This window comes from Bosea sp. 685 (assembly GCF_031884435.1).
GTDB lineage: Bacteria > Pseudomonadota > Alphaproteobacteria > Rhizobiales > Beijerinckiaceae > Allobosea.
Genome location: NZ_CP134779.1, coordinates 6,262,077 through 6,280,702, shown reverse-complemented (window position 1 = coordinate 6,280,702; position 18,626 = coordinate 6,262,077). Strand labels below are relative to the sequence as shown.

Below are 18,626 nucleotides of genomic sequence, written 5' to 3'. Positions count from 1 at the left end.
GGGGCCCCGGTCACGCGAGATCGAGCCGCATCGTCACCGCGCCGGTACGGCTGCCGTCGCTCTTGGCGTAGTAGTTCTTGCGCCGGCCGACCTCGCGAAAGCCGAAATGGCGGTAGAGCTGTTCGGCCGGCAAATTGCCGTCCTCGACCTCCAGATAGACATGCTGGACGCCGCTGGCGGCGAGCTGGCCGAGATGGGCGTGGAGCAGCGCCCGCCCGAGCCCGTCGCGGCGATGGGCGCGCCCCACCACGATGCTGAGGATTTCGGCCTCGTCGGCCGCCTTGCGCGAGATCACGAAGCCGGCGGGGTGGGGGCCGTTCCCCGCGAAGACGCCTTCGGAGATGATAGCGGGATCGGCGAGCAGCGCGGCGCATTCACCGGGTTCCCAGCCACGCGCGAAGCCGCCCTGGTGGTGCAGCGCTGCGACATGGCGCGCATGGCGCACGTCGAGGCGTCCGGTACGGGCCGGGGCTGATTCGGGGTGGAGCAATCTGCGCAGCCAGTCCATGGCGCTTGATGGCACAGACTGAACCGCTGGCAAGTCCTGATTCGGCGCCCAAGTGCTGATTCAGCGCCGCGGCAGCCGGGCGCGATCCTGCGGCGTCGTTTCCGGCGCCTTGAGGTAGAGCGGGCGCGGCGGTGCATCCTCGGGATCGGCGATCAGCCCGAGCCGCGCGACCCAGGTCACGTCGGGCGCCCTGCTCTCGTCGAGCACCAGGGCGTCGAGCCCGATCGCCCAGGCTTCGTTGGCGACAGCCATCGCCGCCGAGCCGACCAGGCTGACGGGCCCCGCCCCGATGGCGCGGGCGGCGTCGCGGTGGTTGACCTGACGCAGCGAGACCAACGGCTTGCCTTGCGAGCTCAGCGCCTGGAACCAGACCTGGCCATGCTTGGCGTCGAGGGCGGCTGCGATCACTCGCCCGGATTCGCGTCCGATCAAGGGGGCTGCGGTCGCGGCCAGCGTGGTGACGCCAATTGCCGGGATGCCGGCAGCGAGCGCGATGGCGCGGGCCGCGCTGATGCCGACACGCAGGCCCGTATAGCTGCCCGGACCGACGGTGACGGCGACGCGGTCGAGCGAGGCGAAGCCGCCCTCGACCGCCTTCATGACGCGCTCGACCAGCGGCATCAGCGCCTCGGCATGGCCGCGCTCCATCGCGATCTGCTCGATCGCCAGCGGTTCAGCCTGGCCGGCTTCCAGCACGCAGGCGGAACAGGCGCCGAGCGCGGTGTCGATCGCGAGGATGCGCATCGGTGTCTTGCCAGGCCCGTCTTCGAAAGTGAGGGAAAGGCGCCGTCATCCTGGATCGGCGCTTCGCTACGCCCAGGATGACGGCGCGGATTGATTTGCCAACAAAGCCAAAATGGCGTGCGGATCAAGCTGAAACCGTCAGATCGCCTCGACCTCGCGCACATCCGGCAGGAAGTGGCGCAGCAGGTTCTGGATGCCGTGCTTCAGCGTCGCGGTCGAGGAGGGGCAGCCCGAGCAGGAGCCCTTCATGGCGAGATAGACCGTGCCGTCCTTGAAACCACGGAAGGTGATGTCGCCACCATCGCCGGCCACCGCCGGGCGGATCCGGGTCTCGAGCAGATCCTTGATCGTCTCGACCGTCTTGGCGTCCTCGGGTGCGAAGAACTCGCCCTCTTCGATCACATCCGCTTCCGAGCCGTTCGCGAGCACCGGCGCGCCCGACATGAAATGCTCCATGATCGCGCCCAGGATCGCGGGCTTGAGATGGGGCCATTCGCCGTCGGATTTGGTCACTGTGATAAAATCGGAGCCGAGGAAGACGCCGGAGACGCCGTTCACGCCGAACAGGCGCTGGGCCAGCGGTGAGCGCTCGGCTTGCTCGGAATCACGCAGTTCGAGTGTTCCGTCCGGCATCACGGCGCGGCCGGGCAGAAATTTCAGCGTAGCGGGGTTGGGTGTTGCTTCGGTCTGGATGAACATGGCTAACCTCCGGCGCCGGCGGGTCAAGGCCGCCGTTCCTGCTCCCGATATAGGCCCGGCGTTGGAATCATTCCAGCAGGAAGCGCGCTCTTCGTTACGCCAGCGCGTCGATCTCCTCGTCCGCCAGATGCCCCGGCACGATCGCGACGGGGATCGGGAAGGTCGCGGCCGATTTGCCAGCGAGTGCGCTGACGAGCGGCCCCGGTCCGTCGCGCCCGGCGCTGGCCGCGAGCACGAGCAGCGAGATGTCCTCATCGGCCTCGATCAGCTTGACCAGCTCGTCGGCCTTCACGCCGGTGCGCACGACCTTTTCGGGCTCGAGCCCGGCCAGGGTTCGCACGGCGTTCGCTGCCGCGTCGATCAGCGCCTGCGCCTGCGCCTCGGCTTCGGCCTGCATCACCTCGCCGACGCCGAGCCAGGTCTCGTGTTCGGGCGGAGTGATCACGCCGAGCAGCACGATCGAGGCGCCGACGCGAGCGCAGCGCCGCGCCGCGAAGCGCACCGCCTTGGCGCATTCCGCGCTGTCGTCGACCACTGCAAGGAATTTCGGGCGATGGCCCGCTTCATAGGACCGTCGTCGCTTGACCATTGGGATGACCTGTCGCCGCTTCGAGAGTTGGGGCGTCTTGGATCGTTTTCGATCCGAGGCGTGTGACCGGCTCTCACTCAAAACAGAGGCGGACGATTCACGGTTCGGGATGTGTCGTCCCGAACCGATCGCGCGCCAGGAGCCGGCATGGTGAACCGCGCCGCAGCGTCAGCGCAAGCCCGCCGAGCTTGCAGCGGAAAACTCAGCGCCGGACGAAGCCGATTATGTCCTTGACGTCGGCCAGGATCGGCGCGGCGATGGCTTGCGCGCGCTCCGCTCCATTGCCGAGAATCGCGTCGATATGGGCGGGTTCGGCGAGCAGACGGCGCATTTCACCGGCGATGGGCGCGAGCTTGGCGACGGCGAGATCGACCAGCGCCGCCTTGAAGCCGGAGAACTGCCCGCCGCCGAACTGGCTCAGCACCTGCGCCTTGGTGACGCCTTCCAGCCCGGCATAGATGCCGACGAGGTTCTCGGCCTCGGGCCGGCCTTCCAGCCCCTTTTCCTCGGACGGCAGCGCCTCCGCATCGGTCTTCGCCTTGCGCACCTTCTGGGCGATGGTCTCGGCATCGTCGGTCAGGTTGATCCGCGAATAATCGGACGGGTCGGATTTCGACATCTTCTTGGTGCCGTCGCGCAGGCTCATGACGCGCGGTGCCGGGCCTTGGATCATCGGCTCGGGCTGCGGGAAGAAGCCGAGATTGCTGGTGCCGAGATTCTTGGCCGCGATCTGGTCGGCGAAGTCGTTGTTGAACTTCTGGGCGATGTCGCGCGCCAGCTCGAGATGCTGCTTCTGGTCCTCGCCGACAGGCACATGCGTGGCCTTGTACAGCAGGATGTCGGCCGCCATCAGCACCGGATAGGCGTAGAGCCCAACCGAGGCGTTCTCGCGGTCCTTGCCAGCTTTTTCCTTGAACTGGGTCATGCGATTCAGCCAGCCGAGGCGGGCGACACAGTTGAACACCCAGGCGAGCTCGGCGTGCTGATGCACCTGGCTCTGGTTGAAGATGATGCTCTGCTTGGGGTCGACGCCGGCGGCGACATAGGCCGCGGTGACCTCGCGGATCGCCCGCGTCAGGTCGGCGGGATCCTGCCAGGCGGTGATCGCGTGCATGTCGACGACGCAATAGATGCATTCATGCGTCTGCTGCATCGCGACCCAGTTGGTCAGCGCGCCCAAATAATTGCCGAGATGCAGCGTCGAAGTCGGCTGCATGCCTGAGAAGACGCGCTGGTGAAAGGTCGCCATCGGGCGCTCCGTGATCACGAACGAGGAAAAGGAGGGGGGCTTCTGGCTCATGCCCGCCGCTTGCGCAAGTAGCGCGGCAAGGGGAAGGCGCCAAAGGCGCCCAGCAGCAAGCCGGCAGCGCCATAGGAAAAGGCTCCCCCAGTGCACAGAGCCGCCAGCGCCACGACCCGCCAGGGCGTCGATTGCGTCGGCGCCAGCCTGGCGGCGAGCAGGGATGAGAGAACCAGCAGAACGCCCAGCATGATGGCGCTGGCCGCGAGGCTGGCGACGATGGGACGCAGATTCGTAACGCTGGGGCGCCAGATTCCGTCACGCAGCAGCGCAATGCCAAGCAGCACCGCCTGCGCCAGGAAAGCCAGGCTTGCCGCACAGGCCGCCATCCGGGCGGCGTTGCCGTCTCCGGCCAGCGCATAGCCGGCCAGCGCCGCGACAAGGACGGCGAGACACCCCGTCAGCAAGGGCAGGCGCGGCGTCTGGCGGGCGAAATAGACCTGTCCGAAGACTTTCGCGACGACGGCGAAGGGCAGGCCGAGCGCAAAGCCAGCGAGCGCGGCGGCGGTGCGGGCGCGGTCCTCCGCGCCGAAGCGGCCATGCTCGAACAGCACGGAGACGATTGGCTCCGCCAGCACGAAAAGTGCGAGCGCCGCCGGCAGCGCCAATGCCAGGCCCAGCGCGAGCGCCTGTCCGAGCCGGGCGTCCGGCCCGCTCGCCTGGGCCGAATCGGCCATTTCGGACAAGACGACGGTGCCCATCGCCACGCCGACGAAGCCGAGCGGCAGCTGGAAGACGCGGTCGGCATAATACAGCGCGGCGACCGAGCCGGGCTCGGCGGAGGCGATTTGCGTCGCCACCAGCAGCACGAGCTGCGCGGTCGAGGCCGCCAGCAGGGTCGCGCCACCCGTCCGGACCAACCGTGTCATCTCAGGCGACCAGCGCAGGCTCGGGCGCGCAAGCCCTGTCTCGTGCAGGGCAAACATCTTGCGCAGGGCAAACAGGATCAGGCCGAGATGGGCGAGCCCGGTCAGGCTGACCAGGATGGCTTGCGATTGCGCTGCAAGCTCGGCCTCCAGGCCGCGCCCCAGCGAGATCATGAGGAAGCCGACCAGAAGCGCGTTCATCAGCGCCGGCGCGAGTGCGGCCAGCGTGAAGCGTTTCTCCGCGTTGAGCACTGCCGCCAGCATGGCGGCCAGCGTCGTCAGCAGCAGGAAAGGCAGCATAAGCCTGGTGTAATGCGCGGCGAGCGCGAGCGTCTGCGGCTCCTCCGCGAAGCCGCCGGCCAGGCCCAGCACGACCCAGGGCGCAAAGATTTCGCCGAGCACGACCAAGCCAAGCAACAGCAAGCCGAGATGTCCGGTCGCCTCACCGGTGAACCGCCTGGCCGCTTCCTCTCCGCGCTCCGCCTTGATGGCGAGATAGAGCGGCACGAAGGGCGCGTTCAACCCGCCTTCGCCGAGCACGCGCCGTGCCAGATTGGGCAGGCGCAGCGCGGCGAGAAAGGCGTCTGCGACGGGACCAGCCCCCAGCAACCTCGCGATCATGACGTCGCGCAGGAAGCCGAGCAGTCTGGACGCGACGGTCGCGGCGCCGACGATCGTGGAATCGCGTGCGATCTGGGAGGGAACGTCACGCGCCGGTCGGTCGTCGGGGGTCATCATGTCCGCCGCAAGTCGTTTTCACCAACGCCTGGCGCCGGCGATGCCGTGCCTCAGCTCAGGGGCGGGAAGCCGCACCAGAACATCGCGCCCTTGGCGGTATCGACACTGCGTTTGCCGGTAAAGGTCAATTTGCCGTCGGCTCCAATCGCGAAGGCCGAGAGCGTCGCGGCCGTGGTCGAGACATCGGCACCGGAGGCGACGTCCATCGGCGCGACGCTGGCGGCGACGAGGGTCTTGCCGGTCGGATCAATCGCGAAGGTCCTGACGTGATAGCTCTGCGTGTCGAGCGTCTGAACCAGCTTCGGTTCGCCGGTCTTCTGGTCGATGGCGAAGACCGCGATACTGTTCTCGCCGCCGACGAAGACCTTCTTGCCGTTCAGATCCGTCTTTCCGTCGGCACGGTTCGACAGATAGACGAACCGGCCATCGCGCGAGACATGGATCGCGCCGGCGACCTGGCCGGGACGGACCTTGCCGGGCTCGGCCAGCGTCGTCTTGACGAAGGCGGGCACGGGGGACAGTCGGTCGCCGGGACCGATGACGAAGGTCTGGAGCTGATTCTCGCGCTCCATAGCGACATAGACCCAGGGCTTGTTCGGGTGGAAATCGACATGGCGCGGGCCGAAGCCGTAGCCGTCGCCAGGCGCCACGGATTGCTTGTTGGTGAGCTTGCCCTTGTTGAAGGCGAAGAGCTTCAGCGCGCCGGGATCCTCCGGCTTGCCGCCGGCGGCGTCGTTGCCGCGCGTGACCAGCAGCGCCGTGCGGTTGGAGGGCAGCATGCGCACCTGGTGGGCATAGACCCCGGTATCGAGCTTGCCGTCCTGCTTGACCGCGTCGCCGACGGTGCCGTCCGCTCCGATCGGATGCACGGTGATGTTCGCCGGGCCGTTATAGGCGACGAGCAGGAAGTCGCCCGTCTGGTCGACCGAAATGTTGATCGGCCGCGAGCCCAGCAGCTTGGGCTGGCCGATCATCGTCAGCTTGCCGCTGCCGGGGGCGATGGCAAAGGCGGTAATGTGATGGAGGTCGTCCGTGGTCGAGGTGAAGCGGTTGCTCGACGCCACATAGGCGATCGGCTTCTTTGGGTGCTGCCAGACATATTGGATCGCGGCAGGGACGCTGACCGTACTGCCCTCGACCGGCGCGATCGTCGCGCCGCCGACCGTGTATTGCGTCAGTTCAGGCCCCACTGCGACGTAGAGCGTCATGTTGCCACCCGTTTGCGCAAAGGCCCCGCCGCCGAAGGCGGTTGCCGCCAAGCTGGCCGTCGCCAACATATTGAAATGCCTGCGTGTCGTCTTCATCGCATTTCCCCCGTTGTCGCGCCTCGATCCGAGGCCGAACGCGCTGTTTTCGTTCGCGCAGCCCATCAGAACAGGCGGCACGACGTCCCAGCTATTTCTTGACGTGGTCATGGCTTCATCGGCCAGGCCGCGCGAGGGGAGAGTATCAAACAATTTCAGATTTGAAATCTGAAATTTCAACTGATTTGGGCGCGTTTAAGGGGCGGCAGCCGTCCGGCACCGCACCTGCGGGTGGCTCACCTGCACACCCGCACCGCGACGAAGTCGATTGGCGCCTGATTGATCGTCGGTCCGTGCCCGAAAGTCGCTATCGCTCCATGCGCGCCGCGACGCGGCCCAGTGAGCGGCTCAGAGAATGAACCGGCTCAGATCCGCGTTCTTCGCGAGATCGCCGATGCGCGCCTCGACATAAGCTCCGTCGATCGTGACCGTGTCGCCGGAGCGGTCGGGCGCGGTGAAGGAAATCTCGTCCAGAATGCGCTCGATCACGGTTTGCAGCCGGCGCGCGCCGATGTTCTCGACAGTCGAATTCACATCCACCGCAATGCGCGCGATCGCGTCGATCGCATCGGGTGTGAAGTGGATGGTGACCTCCTCGGTCGCCATCAGCGCCACCGTCTGCTTGATCAGGCTGGCTTCGGTCTCGGTCAGGATGCGTTTGAAATCCTCGACATCGAGCGGGTGCAGCTCGACGCGGATCGGCAGGCGGCCCTGCAGTTCCGGCAAGAGGTCGGAGGGCCGCGAGACGTGGAAGGCGCCCGACGCGATGAACAGGATGTGGTCGCTCTTCACCGCACCGTGCTTGGTCGCGACTGTCGTGCCTTCGATCAGCGGCAGGAGGTCGCGCTGCACGCCCTCGCGCGAAACGTCGGCCCCGCTTTTGCCTTCGCGGGAGCAGATCTTGTCGATCTCGTCGAGGAAGACGATGCCGTTGTTCTCGACCTCGCGGATGGCGGCCTGGACGATCGCCTCCTGGTCGATCAGCTTGTCGCTCTCCTCGGTCAGGAGCGGGCCATAGGCGTCCTTGACCAGTACGCGCCTCGGCTTGCCCTTCTGGCCGAAGGCCTTTCCGAACATGTCGCCGAGATTGATTGCGCCGATCGAGGCGCCCGGCATGCCGGGAAGCTCGAACATCGGCGCGGCAGAACCGCCGCCCGATGCGATCTCGACTTCGATTTCCTTCTCGTCGAGCTCGTTGGCGCGCAGCTTGCGGCGGAAGCTGTCGCGGGTGGCGGGGCTCGCGGTCGCGCCGACCAACGCATCGAGCACGCGCTCCTCGGCGGCGACATGGGCTTTCGCCTGCACGTCCTTGCGCCGGCTCTCGCGCACCAGCCCGATCGCGACCTCGACGAGATCGCGCACGATCGATTCGACATCGCGGCCGACATAGCCGACCTCGGTGAATTTGGTCGCCTCGACCTTGAGGAAGGGCGCGCCGGCGAGCTTGGCGAGGCGGCGCGCGATCTCGGTCTTGCCGCAGCCGGTCGGCCCGATCATCAGGATGTTCTTGGGCGAAACCTCCTCGCGCAGCGGCCCTTCGAGCTGCTGCCGGCGCCAACGATTGCGCAGCGCGATGGCGACGGCGCGCTTGGCGTCATTCTGGCCGACGATGAAACGGTCGAGTTCGGAGACGATCTCGCGGGGAGAGAAGGAAGTCATCTTGTTTCCGGTAAAGCGATGGGAGGAAGGCGCTCGCGGAGCCGGCCGAGCGGTAGAAGTGGCACGAGCCTGGCGCGCAAGCTGCGCCAACCGACCGACAGGCCAAGCACGACAACAGCAAGTCCAAGCAGAGTGAGTGGCAGATCAAGGCCGCCGGACACACGCTGGGTCAAAAGATACGCGATCGCGATGCCGGCATAGCTCAGGCCCGAGACAAGCAGCGCCCGCCGGTCGATCACGAGTGCGATCAGGCCGAACACCATAAAGAGCACGAGGATAACCACTGCTTGCAAAGGCGCGGTCTGCGAGATGCCGCTGGTCACAAGCTGAATCATCGGGTGAACGATCAGCGGCGCGGCCAGCAGGTGAAGCCAGAATGCGCTGTCGGAGCGCCGGGTCAGGCGCTGCGGATCGCCCATATCGGTGCGCATGGCGACTGCAAAGACGATGAGTCCGACGATGACGGCGATCCAATTGGTGGACAGGTGATAAGGCGCCATGATCAGCAATCCGAAGAGAAGCGCGATGCAGCCAATCGCGGTGATCGCGCTGTTGATCGGCACGCCGAAGCGCCAGCGATGCAGCCTTGACGCGATCACAATCGCGAAACCGATAGCGCCAGCGCCCAATGCGGCGCCGCCAGCGGCTTCGGTACGTAGGTCCGTCGCCAATGGCGAGGCGAGCCACGCTGCGGAGCCAGCAAACATCACGGCCAGCAGGATCGACGGCAGAGCCAAACGCATCCGCCGGGCAAAAATCTCGCTCAACCCCCATGCGGCGAGCAGCGCGACGCCGGCGAAGGCATTGCCAAAACCGAGAACCCGCGCCAGACCCAACAGCGCGCCGGCCAGCAGGCAGACGCCGATCGCCACGAACACGTCGTTGAAGCCGCCGATCAGGCGGAAACGCTCGTCGTCGGGATCGATTGTCGCGGGTTCGACGGCGTCGTGCCGGGCAATGGCAGTCGCCTGCCGCATCCGCGTGAGATGCGCGATCCGCACGGCCTGCGCTTGGTCGATGATGCCTTCGGAGACCGCGGCCTGCAGATCGCCCTCGCCGATCATGCGGCCTCCAGCGTCTCGATGACGAGGCTGTGGTTGGTGTAGACGCAGATGTCGCCGGCGATCTTCATCGCCTTGCGCACGATCGTCTCGGCGTCCGGTTCTATATCGATCAGCGCGCGCGCGGCCGAGAGCGCGTAATTGCCGCCCGAGCCGATCGCCATCACCGAGCCGTGCTCGCTCGTCTCCGGTTCCAGCACGTCGCCGGTGCCCGAGATCAGGAGCGAGACCTCCTTGTCGGCGACGAGCAGCATCGCCTCCAGCCGGCGCAGATAGCGGTCGGTGCGCCAGTCCTTGGCGAGCTCGACGCAGGCGCGCAGCAACTGGGTCGGGTATTGCTCCAGCTTCGTCTCCAATCGCTCGAACAGCGTGAAGGCGTCGGCTGTGGCTCCCGCGAAGCCCGCGATCACCGCGCCCTTGGCGAGGCGGCGCACTTTTTTCGCATTGCCCTTCATAATGGTCTGGCCGAGCGAGACCTGGCCGTCGCCGCCGATCACGACCTTGCCGCTCTTGCGCACCATCAGGATGGTGGTGGCGTGCATCACGGGGGCGTTGCTAGCGTCTGACATTGCGATTCGGTCTCGGCCTCAGGACAAGCGGAAGCCGCCAACATGTTCAGGCTGGAGCCCGGTATCAAGAGCAACCCGGTGAAACGCTGGAATCTGTCCGAGCGCGTCTTCTTCGCCTGCGGTGCCTGCCACATCCTCGCCCATGCTTTTCTGGAGGCCTATCCCGAGCATGGCTTCCATGCGGTCTGGATCAGGCCGATGGAGGGTTTCACGGGAAACCATGTCTTCGTCACGAACGGCGAGACGGCTTTCGATTTTCATGGCTATCGCTGCGAACAGGCTCTGATTACCCATCACTGGGCGAAAGGGCAGCGCTGGTGGCCGGGATGGGACGGCACTTTGGTGCCGCTCCCGCAGGACGCGCTGATCTCGGAGGTGAAGTCGAAAACCTATGACGGGCTCTGGCTGCGCGAGCCTGGCCAGTTCCTCCATGATGCGACGCCGCGCGCGAGGGCGTTTCTGGCGCGATTTGGTCCCCCTCCGCGCCGTCATTCCGGGCGCAGCGAAGCGGAGAACCGGAATCCATCATAGAGAGCGGCGGCCTCCGATGGATTCCGGATCGGCGCCGCTGCGCGGCTTGTCCGGAATGACGGCGGTTGAACTGGGAGACAGCATTAAGCCCGCGTCGGGATCGCGATGGCCTTCGCCGTGCCCGCCTGCTAAAGCGGGCGAAATTCCGCAAACGCGAAATTCCGCAAACATATAGAGGCCGGCATGCGTTCTGGCGAAGTGAAGCGCCGCACCAATGAGACCGACATCGCGGTCAAGCTCGTGCTTGACGGCACGGGCAAGGCCGAGATTGCGACCGGTGTCGGCTTCTTCGACCATATGCTCGACCTGTTCGCCCGCCATTCGCTGATCGACACCAGCGTCACCGTCAAGGGCGACACCCATATCGACGACCATCATTCGGTCGAGGATGCCGGCATCGCATTGGGTGAGGCGCTCAAAGCAGCGCTCGGCGACAAGAAGGGCATCCGCCGCTATGCCGACGTGCATCTGCCGATGGACGAGACGCTGACCCGCGTCGCGGTCGATGTCTCCGGCCGGCCCTTCCTCGTCTTCCGCACGCAGTTCAAGGCGGAGAAGATCGGCAGCTTCGACACCGAATTGGTGCGCGAGTTCTTCCAGGCTTTCGCGATGAATGCCGGCATCACGCTGCATGTCGAGACGCTTTATGGCGACAACGCCCATCATATCGCCGAGAGCTGCTTCAAGGGCCTGGCGCGCGCCTTGCGGCAGGCGCTCGAGGTCGATCCGCGCGAGGGTGGCCGCGTGCCCTCGACCAAGGGCGCTCTCTGAGGAGACGACGATGGCGTTCTATACCGTGATGATCCCGCCGCCCGGCTCCGGCGGCCCGCGCGAGGAGATCGAGCAGGCGCGCCTGCTGCCGGAGACCTTTACCTGGTTGGCCTTTGTGCTGAGCGGGCTCTGGCTGGTGGTCAACCGGCTCTGGCTGGCGACTGCCGTTTTCGCGCTGTTCTGGGGCGCGCTGTTCTATGCGCAGAGCCGGTTCGGCTTCAGCACCGGCGCGTTGATCCTGGCGCATTGGGCGCTGGCGCTGTTCCTTGGTTTCGAGGGCCAGAACCTGATCGCCCGCAAGCTCGCGCGCCAGGGCTGGCGCCTAGTCGATGTCGTCGAGGCGCGGGAACTGCCCGAGGCCGAGCGGCGCTATTTCGAGCGCGCCCTGGCCGGCGAGGTCGCGACGCCGCGCGCGGCCCCTGTCGCACCCGCACGCCAGCAGCCTGCAGCCTCGCTGCCGATCATCGGCCTGTTCCCGGAGGCGCGGGGCCGATGAGCCAGCTCGTCACCATCATCGACTACGGCTCGGGCAATCTGCACTCGGCTGCCAAGGCTTTCGAGCGCGCGGCGACCGAGTCCGGGCTCAGTTCGACCATCCGCGTCACCAGCGACACCGCCGAGGTGCGGCGGGCCGATCGCATCGTGCTGCCTGGTGTCGGCGCCTTCGCCGATTGCCGGCGCGGGCTCGATGCTGTGCCGGGCATGGTTGAGACCCTCGAGGAGGTCGTCCGCCAGAAGCAGCGGCCTTTCCTGGGCATCTGCGTCGGCATGCAGCTTCTGGCCTCGCGCGGGCTCGAATACACCGTGACGCAAGGCCTTGGCTGGATTCCAGGCGATGTCGGGCTGATCGTGCCCAATGATGACAGCCTCAAGATCCCGCATATGGGCTGGAACACCCTGCACAAGCAGGATGAGCATGCGCTGCTCGACGGCATCGAGACCGGGCCGGAAGGGTTGCATGCCTATTTCGTGCACTCCTATGCGCTGACGCCCGAGCGGCCGCAGGATGTGCTGGCGCTGACCGAGCATGGCGGCCCCGTCACCGCGATGGTGGCGCGCGGCAACGTTGCCGGCACGCAATTCCACCCCGAGAAGAGCCAGAAGCTTGGCTTGAAGCTGATCGCCAATTTCCTCAGGTGGACGCCGTGATCCTGTTTCCCGCCATCGATCTCAAGGATGGCCAGTGCGTCCGCCTCAAACAGGGCGACATGGGCCAGGCCACCGTCTTCAATGACGATCCCGCTGCTCAAGGAGCCTCCTTCGAGGCCCAGGGCTTCCACTGGCTGCATGTCGTGGATCTCGACGGCGCCTTCGCCGGCAAGCCGATGAATGCGGCCGCTGTCGAGGCGATCCTCGCGCGCGTCGCCTTCCCGGTGCAGCTCGGCGGCGGTATCCGCGATATGGCGACTGTCGAGGGCTGGCTGAAGAAGGGCGTGCGCCGCGTCATCATCGGCACGGCCGCGGTGCGCGATCCCGGCTTCGTCAAAGCGGCGGCAAAGGCCTTTCCGGGCCAGGTCGCGGTCGGCATCGATGCGCGCGACGGCTATGTCGCGGTCGAAGGCTGGGCCGAGACCTCGGCGCTGGCGGCGGATGATCTCGGCCGTCGCTTCGAGGATGCCGGCGTCGCGGCGATCGTCTACACCGACATCGCGCGCGACGGCATGCTCCAGGGTATCAATTGGGACGGCACCATCGCGCTGGCGAAGGCCTTGACGATCCCCGTCATCGCCTCGGGCGGACTTGCCTCCATGGCCGATATCGAGCGGCTCTGTGCGCCCGATGCGGCCATCCTGGAGGGAGCGATCACGGGCCGGGCGCTCTATGACGGGCGGATCGACCCGGCTGCGGCGCTGGCGCGGGTGGCGAAGGCCGCAAGCGAGGCGGCGGCCTGAGCCGCCGATCGCTGCCGGTTTTATCCCTCACTTCACGAACTGGTTGTAGATCCCGGCGAATTCGCCGGTCGCCTTGGCCAGATGCAGCCACTGGTCGACGAAGGCCTTGAAGGTCGCGTCGCCGCGCGGGAGCATGTAGCCCATCTCGCCATATTGCAGCGGCTCGTCGGGATTGACGGCGCACAAGCCCGGCTTGGCCTTCTCCTGGACCTTGGTCTCGATCGATTCCGAGATCATCAGATCGGCCCGGCCGGCCAGGATCTCGTCGAAGATGGTGACGTTGTCGGGGAAGACGCGGATATCGGCTTTCTTGAAGTTCGCCCGGACGAAACGCTCATTGGTGCCGCCGGGATTGACCACGACGCGGGTCTCCGGCTTGTCGATATCGGCGATTGTCTGGAACTTCGCCTTGTCGGCGCAGCGCACGATCGGCGCCTTGCCGTTGACGATATAAGGCGCGGAGAAGAAGACCTTCTTCTGCCGGTCGAGTGTCACCGAAATGCCGCCCATGGCGACGTCGCATTTCCCCGACCCCATATCGGTCAGGAGGTCGGACCATTTCGTCTGGACGAACTTGGCCTCGACGCCGAGCGCCTTGGCGAGCGATTTCGCCAGTTCGATGTCGATGCCCTCATAGCTGCCGTCCTTGGCCAGGGTGAACGGCTTGTAGTCGCCCGTCGTGCAGACCTGCAGCGCGCCGCGGCTCTGGATGGCGTCTAGCTGGGTCGTCGGCGCCTGGGCAAGCGCGGCTGCACTGAGGCCAAGCCCGACGGCGAGGCCAAGCCCGACAGTGAGGCCCTTGAATGTCGTGGTGATCGTCATGGAAATCCCCTGTTCTTGCTTGTGGCGACAGGAGAGCAGGGAACGCGCCGCCGATCAATCCGGGCCGCTGCGCGGCTGCGTTTGCGTGCCGGGCGGCCGCGGCGCTATATGCGCTCGATTATCCGATCTCGTCTCATATCCGATCTCGTCTTGGCCCAGCAGCAGCGATGACCCTGAAAACCCGCATCATCCCTTGCCTCGACGTCAAGGACGGCCGCGTCGTCAAGGGCGTGAAGTTTCTCGATCTCGTCGACGCCGGCGATCCGGTCGAGGCCGCCAAGGCCTATGATGCGGCGGGCGCCGACGAGCTCTGTTTTCTCGACATCACGGCCAGTCATGAGGATCGCGGCATCCTGTTCGATGTCGTGACGCGCACGGCCGAAGCCTGCTTCATGCCGCTGACGGTGGGCGGTGGCGTGCGCAAGGTCGAGGATATCCGGGCGCTGCTGCTGGCGGGGGCCGACAAGGTCTCAATCAACACGGCAGCCGTGACCAATCGCGGTTTCGTCAAGGAGGCGGCGGAAAAGTTCGGCGGTCAATGCGTCGTCGTCGCCATCGACGCCAAGCAGGTTTCGCCCGGCCGCTGGGAAATCTTCACCCATGGCGGGCGCAACGCCACGGGGCTCGAGGCCATCGCCTTTGCCCGCGAGGTCGTCTCGCTCGGCGCCGGCGAACTGCTCGTCACATCGATGGACCGCGACGGCACCAAATCGGGCTATGATCTCGGCCTGACCGAGCGCATCGCCGACGCCGTCTCGGTTCCCGTGATCGCCTCGGGCGGTGTCGGCGATCTCGACGATCTCGTCGCAGGCGTGCGTGATGGCCATGCCAGCGCGGTGCTCGCGGCCTCGATCTTCCATTTCGGCACCTACACGATCCAGCAGGCCAAGGACCACATGGCGGCGGCGGGTCTGGCGATGCGGCTGGATTGAGTCGATGGCGGCGACAGATCAGGCGCAAGCCGATGTCGATGTGCTCGCCAGTAATACGCTCGTGCGCGTGCGGTCGGCAGAGGATTGGAAGGCACTGCACGCAATTCGCCGCGCGGTCCTTTTCAAGCCCGGTCGGCATGCATTCGAGTACGACGAGAACCATCCTGACGATCGGATTGAAAGCAATTCGTTGTTCTTGCTGATGTCTGCGGGCGAGGCGATCGGCGTCGTTCGGCTGGATCGCCATGGTCGCATTGGTATCGTGCGGCTTGTTGCGATCATGGCTGATAGACAACGACGGGGGCACGGGCGCTCGCTCAGCCAGCTAATCGATGCGGAAGCAAGTCGGGTCGGTTTGACGGCGTTGCGCGTCAATGCGGCGGCTGACGCGGTCGGCTATTATGAAAAGACTGGCTGGCATCGCTCGGAATGGGATCCTGCCGAGTTGAGTGGTTTGGCGGCCGGGTGCGTGCAGATGGAAAAATCGCTGCCAATGGGCGGCTCGGCCATCTAGCGCACGTCTCTGGAAAGACCTTTTGGAACTCATCGCATGAGCTTTTCCCTTGCCGATCTCGAAGCCATCATCGCCGAGCGGGCGAAAGCCTCGCCCGAGGAATCCTGGACGGCGAAGCTCATCGCGGCGGGGCCTGAACGCGCTGCAAAAAAGCTCGGAGAAGAGGCGGTGGAGGCCGTCATCGCCGCTGTGAAGGGCGATCGCGACGAGCTGATCGCCGAAAGCGCCGATCTGCTCTATCATCTGTTAGTCGTGCTTTTGTCGCGCGATGTTGCATTGCGGGACGTGTTGAGCCAGCTTGAGGCTCGCACGGTGCGCTCCGGTCTGGCGGAGAAGGCCGCGCGGTCCCGTTGAGAAGCCGAGGCTAGTCCTGCGTTGAACCTCGAAGCCTGGAATGCGGGTCGCCTCATGGACCAGCGTCTGATCTCCGCCCCAGCCGATCCCGAGCTGGGCTCGCCCTATCGCAGTTTTTCGCGCGATGAATGGGCGCATTTGCGCGCCGACACGCCGTTGACGCTGTCGGTCGACGACCTTACCAAGCTGCAATCGATCAACGACCCGATCTCGCTGGACGAGATCGTGGCGATCTACCTGCCGCTGTCGCGCCTGCTCTCGCTTTATGTCGCGGCCACGCAAGGCCTGTTCAAGGCGACGCAGCGCTTCCTGATGGCCGAGGCCGAGGTCAAGGTTCCCTATATCATCGGCGTCGCCGGCTCGGTCGCCGTCGGCAAGTCGACCACGGCGCGTGTGTTGAAAGCGCTGCTCTCGCGCTGGCCCAACACGCCCAAGGTCGAGCTCGTCACCACTGACGGCTTCCTTTTGCCCAATGCCGATCTTGAGCGGCGCGGCCTGATGCAGCGCAAGGGCTTTCCCGAAAGCTATGACGGCTCGGCGCTCCTGCGCTTCCTCTCCGACGTCAAGGCGGGCAAGCCCTCGGTCTCCGCCCCGGTCTATTCGCACCTCGTCTACGACGTGATTCCGGGCGAGGAGGTCACGGTCGAGCGGCCCGACATCCTGATCCTGGAAGGCCTGAACGTCCTGCAGCCGAGCCGCATGCCCAAGGACGGCAAGGTCATCCCCTTCGTCTCCGATTATTTCGACTTCTCGGTCTATCTCGACGCCGACGAGAACGATCTGCATCGCTGGTACGTCAACCGCTTCATGACCCTGCGCCAGACCGCCTTCCGCGATCCGCGCTCCTTCTTCCGCAAATATGCCGAGATCGACGAGGACGAGGCGCTTTCGATCGCGGAGAAGCTCTGGAGCGGCATCAACCTGCCGAATCTGCAGGAGAACATCCTGCCGACCCGCCAGCGCGCCGGCCTGATCCTGACCAAGGGCGCCAGCCATCGCATCCAGCAAGTGGCGCTGCGGCGGCTCTAGAGCCGTCATGAAACCGGCATGACGACCTATGTCGCCCTTCTGCACTCGATCGTGCTCGGCCCCGGCAAGCGGCTGGTGATGGCGGATCTGAAGGCTATGGTGGCGGCGCTCGGCTTTGGCGATGTGCGCAGCTGGGTCGCCACCGGCAATCTGATCTTCGAGGGCGACGATGCGCCCCTCCCAGCGATCGAGAGCCGATTGGAAGCGGCTTTCCGCACGCGTTTCGGCAAGCATGTCGATATCATCCTGCGCACGGCGCCGGCCTGGCGGCGGCTTACCGCCCAAAATCCCTTCCCGGGAGGGAACAGCGCCGATATCGGCATCCGCGTCATGCGAAGCCCGCTCGGCGCGGACGCCTTGTCCAGGCTCGGCAGGTTCGCCACGCCCGGTATTGGGCTCGCCCTTGCGGATGGCGATTTATGGATCGATTTCGGCGGCACACCGAGCGAGACGAAGCTGCTCTCGCATCTGACGACCAAAAAGCTAGGCATCGGCACGCTGCGCAATGCCAACACCGTCAATGCGCTTGCGGCGATGCTGGACTGATGCCCTGGCCAGCTGGAGCGTTTTCCGGAAATTGCTCTCGTTCGGCGCGATAGGAACCTTTGGCGGTGCTGGAGCTGCTCGATCTTTCCGCCCTCGGTCTGATGGCGGGCGCGGCCTTCGTTGCCGCGACGCTGCTGCCGGCGCAGTCGGAGATTGTCTTCGTCGGGCTGCTGGCGGCCAAGACCGTCGATCCGCTGGCGCTGTTCCTGGTCGCGAGCGCAGCCAACACCGCGGGCTCGGTCGTCAACTGGTGGCTCGGCCGCTTGATCGCCCATGGCGGCGTCGAGCGCCTGCCGGCAAGGTTGCGGCCTGATCCGGAGAAATTTGCCAAAGCGCAGCGCGGGTTCGAGCGCTTCGGCTGGCCGTCCCTGCTCTTCGCCTGGCTGCCGGTCCTGGGCGATCCGCTGACATTCGTGGCGGGCACGCTGAACTATCCGCTTGGGCGTTTCATCGGGCTCGTGCTCCTCGGCAAGGCCGCGCGCTATGGCGCGCTCTGGGCCGGCTGGATGACGCTGGCCTGAGGGTTTGCTCGATCGCGTCGCATTCGGACGGTTCCGTCCGATTGCGAAAAACGTGATCGATTCCAAGAGTTGAGAGCATTGCTCTTGCGAAAAGCCGGTGCCCCCTTTTCCGCGTAATGCTCTAGAGTTTGCGAAAGCCTCCGGCTCGGGCTACCAGCAAGCGCCCTTTTTCAGGAGATAAGAGCATGAGCATTCAGCGCATCGGCGTCGGCCCCCGTATGTCCAAGGCCGTCGTTCACGGCGGCACCGTCTATCTCGCCGGTCAGGTTGCCGACAAGGCAGCCGGCAAGAGCGTCGCCGAGCAGACCGCGGATATCCTCGGCATCATCGATTCGCTGCTGGCCGAGGCCGGGACCGACAAGACGAAGCTGCTGATGGTCAACATCTGGCTTGCCGACATGGCGACCTTCGCCGAGATGAACGGCGTCTGGGACACGTGGATCGTTGCCGGCGCGACACCGGGCCGCGCCACGGTCGAGGCGAAGCTCGCCGCGCCGCAGTTCACGGTCGAGATCGCGGTCATCGCGGCGAAGTAAGGCGCTAGAGCATTGCGCGAAAAAGTGGGTACCGGTTTTTCGCAAGAGCAATGCTCTAGACTTTTAGGATCGATCACGTTTTTCGCCTTCGGACGGAACCGTCGCGAAGGCGACGTGATCGAGCGCCAAGCCGGGACGGGA

At 65.7% G+C, this 18,626-nt stretch carries 23 protein-coding genes; 12 read left to right on the top strand and 11 right to left on the bottom strand.

The genetic code is table 11. From position 1 onward, the window contains the following. Positions 1-10 precede the first annotated feature (10 nt). From RMR04_RS30545 to hslV, 10 genes are all read right to left on the bottom strand, one after another. Positions 11-523, bottom strand: coding sequence for a GNAT family N-acetyltransferase (locus RMR04_RS30545; protein WP_311912248.1), 513 nt, complete (start codon positions 521-523; stop codon positions 11-13). Positions 524-568: 45 nt separating this feature from the next. Beyond that, the gene (gene tsaB / locus RMR04_RS30540; protein WP_311912247.1) at positions 569-1,252 is read right to left on the bottom strand and encodes a tRNA (adenosine(37)-N6)-threonylcarbamoyltransferase complex dimerization subunit type 1 TsaB; all 684 of its coding nucleotides are present in this window, start codon (positions 1,250-1,252) and stop codon (positions 569-571) included. Positions 1,253-1,390: 138 nt separating this feature from the next. Next, a complete protein-coding gene (locus RMR04_RS30535) occupies positions 1,391-1,951 on the bottom strand; it encodes a NifU family protein (protein WP_311912246.1) in 561 nt (186 codons plus the stop codon). A gap of 94 nt (positions 1,952-2,045) precedes the next feature. Continuing rightward, the gene (locus RMR04_RS30530; RefSeq protein ID WP_311912245.1) at positions 2,046-2,540 is read right to left on the bottom strand and encodes a universal stress protein; all 495 of its coding nucleotides are present in this window, start codon (positions 2,538-2,540) and stop codon (positions 2,046-2,048) included. 202 nt (positions 2,541-2,742) lie between these two features. Then, the gene (trpS, locus tag RMR04_RS30525) at positions 2,743-3,789 is read right to left on the bottom strand and encodes a tryptophan--tRNA ligase (protein ID WP_311915993.1); all 1,047 of its coding nucleotides are present in this window, start codon (positions 3,787-3,789) and stop codon (positions 2,743-2,745) included. A gap of 47 nt (positions 3,790-3,836) precedes the next feature. After that, entirely contained in the window at positions 3,837-5,441 is a 1,605-nt protein-coding gene (gene murJ / locus RMR04_RS30520; RefSeq protein ID WP_311912244.1) for a murein biosynthesis integral membrane protein MurJ, read from the bottom strand. A 53-nt stretch (positions 5,442-5,494) separates the two neighbouring features. Beyond that, positions 5,495-6,748: a lactonase family protein gene (locus RMR04_RS30515; RefSeq protein ID WP_311912243.1), complete on the bottom strand. Its 1,254-nt coding sequence runs from the start codon at positions 6,746-6,748 to the stop codon at positions 5,495-5,497. A 348-nt stretch (positions 6,749-7,096) separates the two neighbouring features. After that, a complete protein-coding gene (gene hslU, locus RMR04_RS30510; protein ID WP_311912242.1) occupies positions 7,097-8,407 on the bottom strand; it encodes an ATP-dependent protease ATPase subunit HslU in 1,311 nt (436 codons plus the stop codon). Then, a complete protein-coding gene (locus RMR04_RS30505) occupies positions 8,404-9,471 on the bottom strand; it encodes a hypothetical protein (protein ID WP_311912241.1) in 1,068 nt (355 codons plus the stop codon). The genes hslU and RMR04_RS30505 overlap by 4 nt, the downstream gene beginning before the upstream one ends. After that, positions 9,468-10,037 (bottom strand): ATP-dependent protease subunit HslV, encoded by a 570-nt coding sequence (hslV, locus tag RMR04_RS30500; RefSeq protein ID WP_311912240.1) that lies wholly within the window; start codon positions 10,035-10,037, stop codon positions 9,468-9,470. Before hslV ends, RMR04_RS30505 begins: the two co-directional genes overlap by 4 nt. A gap of 42 nt (positions 10,038-10,079) precedes the next feature. On the opposite strand from hslV, the gene RMR04_RS30495 reads away from it, so the two are divergent. The 5 genes from RMR04_RS30495 to hisA all read left to right on the top strand — a co-directional run bounded on the left by RMR04_RS30495 (position 10,080) and on the right by hisA (position 13,231). Beyond that, entirely contained in the window at positions 10,080-10,568 is a 489-nt protein-coding gene (locus RMR04_RS30495; RefSeq protein ID WP_311912239.1) for a hypothetical protein, read from the top strand. 183 nt (positions 10,569-10,751) lie between these two features. Beyond that, positions 10,752-11,339 carry an imidazoleglycerol-phosphate dehydratase HisB gene (gene hisB, locus RMR04_RS30490; protein WP_311912238.1) on the top strand — a complete coding sequence of 196 codons (588 nt, stop codon included), beginning with the start codon at positions 10,752-10,754 and terminating at the stop codon, positions 11,337-11,339. A 10-nt stretch (positions 11,340-11,349) separates the two neighbouring features. Further along, the gene (locus tag RMR04_RS30485) at positions 11,350-11,835 is read left to right on the top strand and encodes a DUF2628 domain-containing protein (RefSeq protein WP_311912237.1); all 486 of its coding nucleotides are present in this window, start codon (positions 11,350-11,352) and stop codon (positions 11,833-11,835) included. Beyond that, a complete protein-coding gene (gene hisH, locus RMR04_RS30480; protein ID WP_311912236.1) occupies positions 11,832-12,488 on the top strand; it encodes an imidazole glycerol phosphate synthase subunit HisH in 657 nt (218 codons plus the stop codon). The genes RMR04_RS30485 and hisH overlap by 4 nt, the downstream gene beginning before the upstream one ends. Then, positions 12,476-13,231 carry a 1-(5-phosphoribosyl)-5-[(5-phosphoribosylamino)methylideneamino]imidazole-4-carboxamide isomerase gene (gene hisA / locus RMR04_RS30475; RefSeq protein WP_311912235.1) on the top strand — a complete coding sequence of 252 codons (756 nt, stop codon included), beginning with the start codon at positions 12,476-12,478 and terminating at the stop codon, positions 13,229-13,231. The genes hisH and hisA overlap by 13 nt, the downstream gene beginning before the upstream one ends. Positions 13,232-13,258: 27 nt before the next feature. Here hisA and RMR04_RS30470 read toward each other — a convergent pair whose 3' ends face one another. Beyond that, positions 13,259-14,053 carry a transporter substrate-binding domain-containing protein gene (locus RMR04_RS30470; RefSeq protein ID WP_311912234.1) on the bottom strand — a complete coding sequence of 265 codons (795 nt, stop codon included), beginning with the start codon at positions 14,051-14,053 and terminating at the stop codon, positions 13,259-13,261. Positions 14,054-14,220: 167 nt separating this feature from the next. Here RMR04_RS30470 and hisF point away from each other — a divergent pair, with 167 nt between their 5' ends. From hisF to RMR04_RS30435, 7 genes are all read left to right on the top strand, one after another. Continuing rightward, a complete protein-coding gene (hisF, locus tag RMR04_RS30465; RefSeq protein ID WP_311912233.1) occupies positions 14,221-14,985 on the top strand; it encodes an imidazole glycerol phosphate synthase subunit HisF in 765 nt (254 codons plus the stop codon). A gap of 4 nt (positions 14,986-14,989) precedes the next feature. Continuing rightward, on the top strand, positions 14,990-15,499 hold the full coding sequence (locus RMR04_RS30460) for a GNAT family N-acetyltransferase (RefSeq protein ID WP_311912232.1): 510 nt from the start codon (positions 14,990-14,992) through the stop codon (positions 15,497-15,499). A 36-nt stretch (positions 15,500-15,535) separates the two neighbouring features. Further along, on the top strand, positions 15,536-15,853 hold the full coding sequence (locus RMR04_RS30455) for a phosphoribosyl-ATP diphosphatase (protein WP_311912231.1): 318 nt from the start codon (positions 15,536-15,538) through the stop codon (positions 15,851-15,853). A gap of 54 nt (positions 15,854-15,907) precedes the next feature. Next, positions 15,908-16,882: a type I pantothenate kinase gene (gene coaA / locus RMR04_RS30450; protein ID WP_311912230.1), complete on the top strand. Its 975-nt coding sequence runs from the start codon at positions 15,908-15,910 to the stop codon at positions 16,880-16,882. Between the two features lie 18 nt (positions 16,883-16,900). Further along, positions 16,901-17,428 (top strand): DUF1697 domain-containing protein, encoded by a 528-nt coding sequence (locus tag RMR04_RS30445; protein ID WP_311912229.1) that lies wholly within the window; start codon positions 16,901-16,903, stop codon positions 17,426-17,428. A 65-nt stretch (positions 17,429-17,493) separates the two neighbouring features. Beyond that, positions 17,494-17,949 carry a YqaA family protein gene (locus RMR04_RS30440; RefSeq protein ID WP_311912228.1) on the top strand — a complete coding sequence of 152 codons (456 nt, stop codon included), beginning with the start codon at positions 17,494-17,496 and terminating at the stop codon, positions 17,947-17,949. A gap of 185 nt (positions 17,950-18,134) precedes the next feature. Then, positions 18,135-18,485, top strand: a complete 351-nt coding sequence (locus RMR04_RS30435) for a RidA family protein (protein WP_311912227.1) — start codon at positions 18,135-18,137, stop codon at positions 18,483-18,485. Positions 18,486-18,626: the final 141 nt, after the last annotated feature.

Coding starts and splice junctions, on each gene's coding strand:
- tsaB (WP_311912247.1), bottom strand. CDS start 1,252: ATGCGCATCCTCGCGATCGACACCGCGCTCGGCGCCTGTTCCGCCTGC.
- RMR04_RS30535 (WP_311912246.1), bottom strand. CDS start 1,951: ATGTTCATCCAGACCGAAGCAACACCCAACCCCGCTACGCTGAAATTT.
- RMR04_RS30530 (WP_311912245.1), bottom strand. CDS start 2,540: ATGGTCAAGCGACGACGGTCCTATGAAGCGGGCCATCGCCCGAAATTC.
- trpS (WP_311915993.1), bottom strand. CDS start 3,789: ATGGCGACCTTTCACCAGCGCGTCTTCTCAGGCATGCAGCCGACTTCG.
- murJ (WP_311912244.1), bottom strand. CDS start 5,441: ATGACCCCCGACGACCGACCGGCGCGTGACGTTCCCTCCCAGATCGCA.
- RMR04_RS30515 (WP_311912243.1), bottom strand. CDS start 6,748: ATGAAGACGACACGCAGGCATTTCAATATGTTGGCGACGGCCAGCTTG.
- hslU (WP_311912242.1), bottom strand. CDS start 8,407: ATGACTTCCTTCTCTCCCCGCGAGATCGTCTCCGAACTCGACCGTTTC.
- RMR04_RS30505 (WP_311912241.1), bottom strand. CDS start 9,471: ATGATCGGCGAGGGCGATCTGCAGGCCGCGGTCTCCGAAGGCATCATC.
- hslV (WP_311912240.1), bottom strand. CDS start 10,037: ATGTCAGACGCTAGCAACGCCCCCGTGATGCACGCCACCACCATCCTG.
- RMR04_RS30495 (WP_311912239.1), top strand. CDS start 10,080: ATGTTCAGGCTGGAGCCCGGTATCAAGAGCAACCCGGTGAAACGCTGG.
- hisB (WP_311912238.1), top strand. CDS start 10,752: ATGCGTTCTGGCGAAGTGAAGCGCCGCACCAATGAGACCGACATCGCG.
- RMR04_RS30485 (WP_311912237.1), top strand. CDS start 11,350: ATGGCGTTCTATACCGTGATGATCCCGCCGCCCGGCTCCGGCGGCCCG.
- hisH (WP_311912236.1), top strand. CDS start 11,832: ATGAGCCAGCTCGTCACCATCATCGACTACGGCTCGGGCAATCTGCAC.
- RMR04_RS30470 (WP_311912234.1), bottom strand. CDS start 14,053: ATGACGATCACCACGACATTCAAGGGCCTCACTGTCGGGCTTGGCCTC.
- hisF (WP_311912233.1), top strand. CDS start 14,221: ATGACCCTGAAAACCCGCATCATCCCTTGCCTCGACGTCAAGGACGGC.
- RMR04_RS30460 (WP_311912232.1), top strand. CDS start 14,990: ATGGCGGCGACAGATCAGGCGCAAGCCGATGTCGATGTGCTCGCCAGT.
- RMR04_RS30455 (WP_311912231.1), top strand. CDS start 15,536: ATGAGCTTTTCCCTTGCCGATCTCGAAGCCATCATCGCCGAGCGGGCG.
- coaA (WP_311912230.1), top strand. CDS start 15,908: ATGGACCAGCGTCTGATCTCCGCCCCAGCCGATCCCGAGCTGGGCTCG.
- RMR04_RS30445 (WP_311912229.1), top strand. CDS start 16,901: ATGACGACCTATGTCGCCCTTCTGCACTCGATCGTGCTCGGCCCCGGC.
- RMR04_RS30435 (WP_311912227.1), top strand. CDS start 18,135: ATGAGCATTCAGCGCATCGGCGTCGGCCCCCGTATGTCCAAGGCCGTC.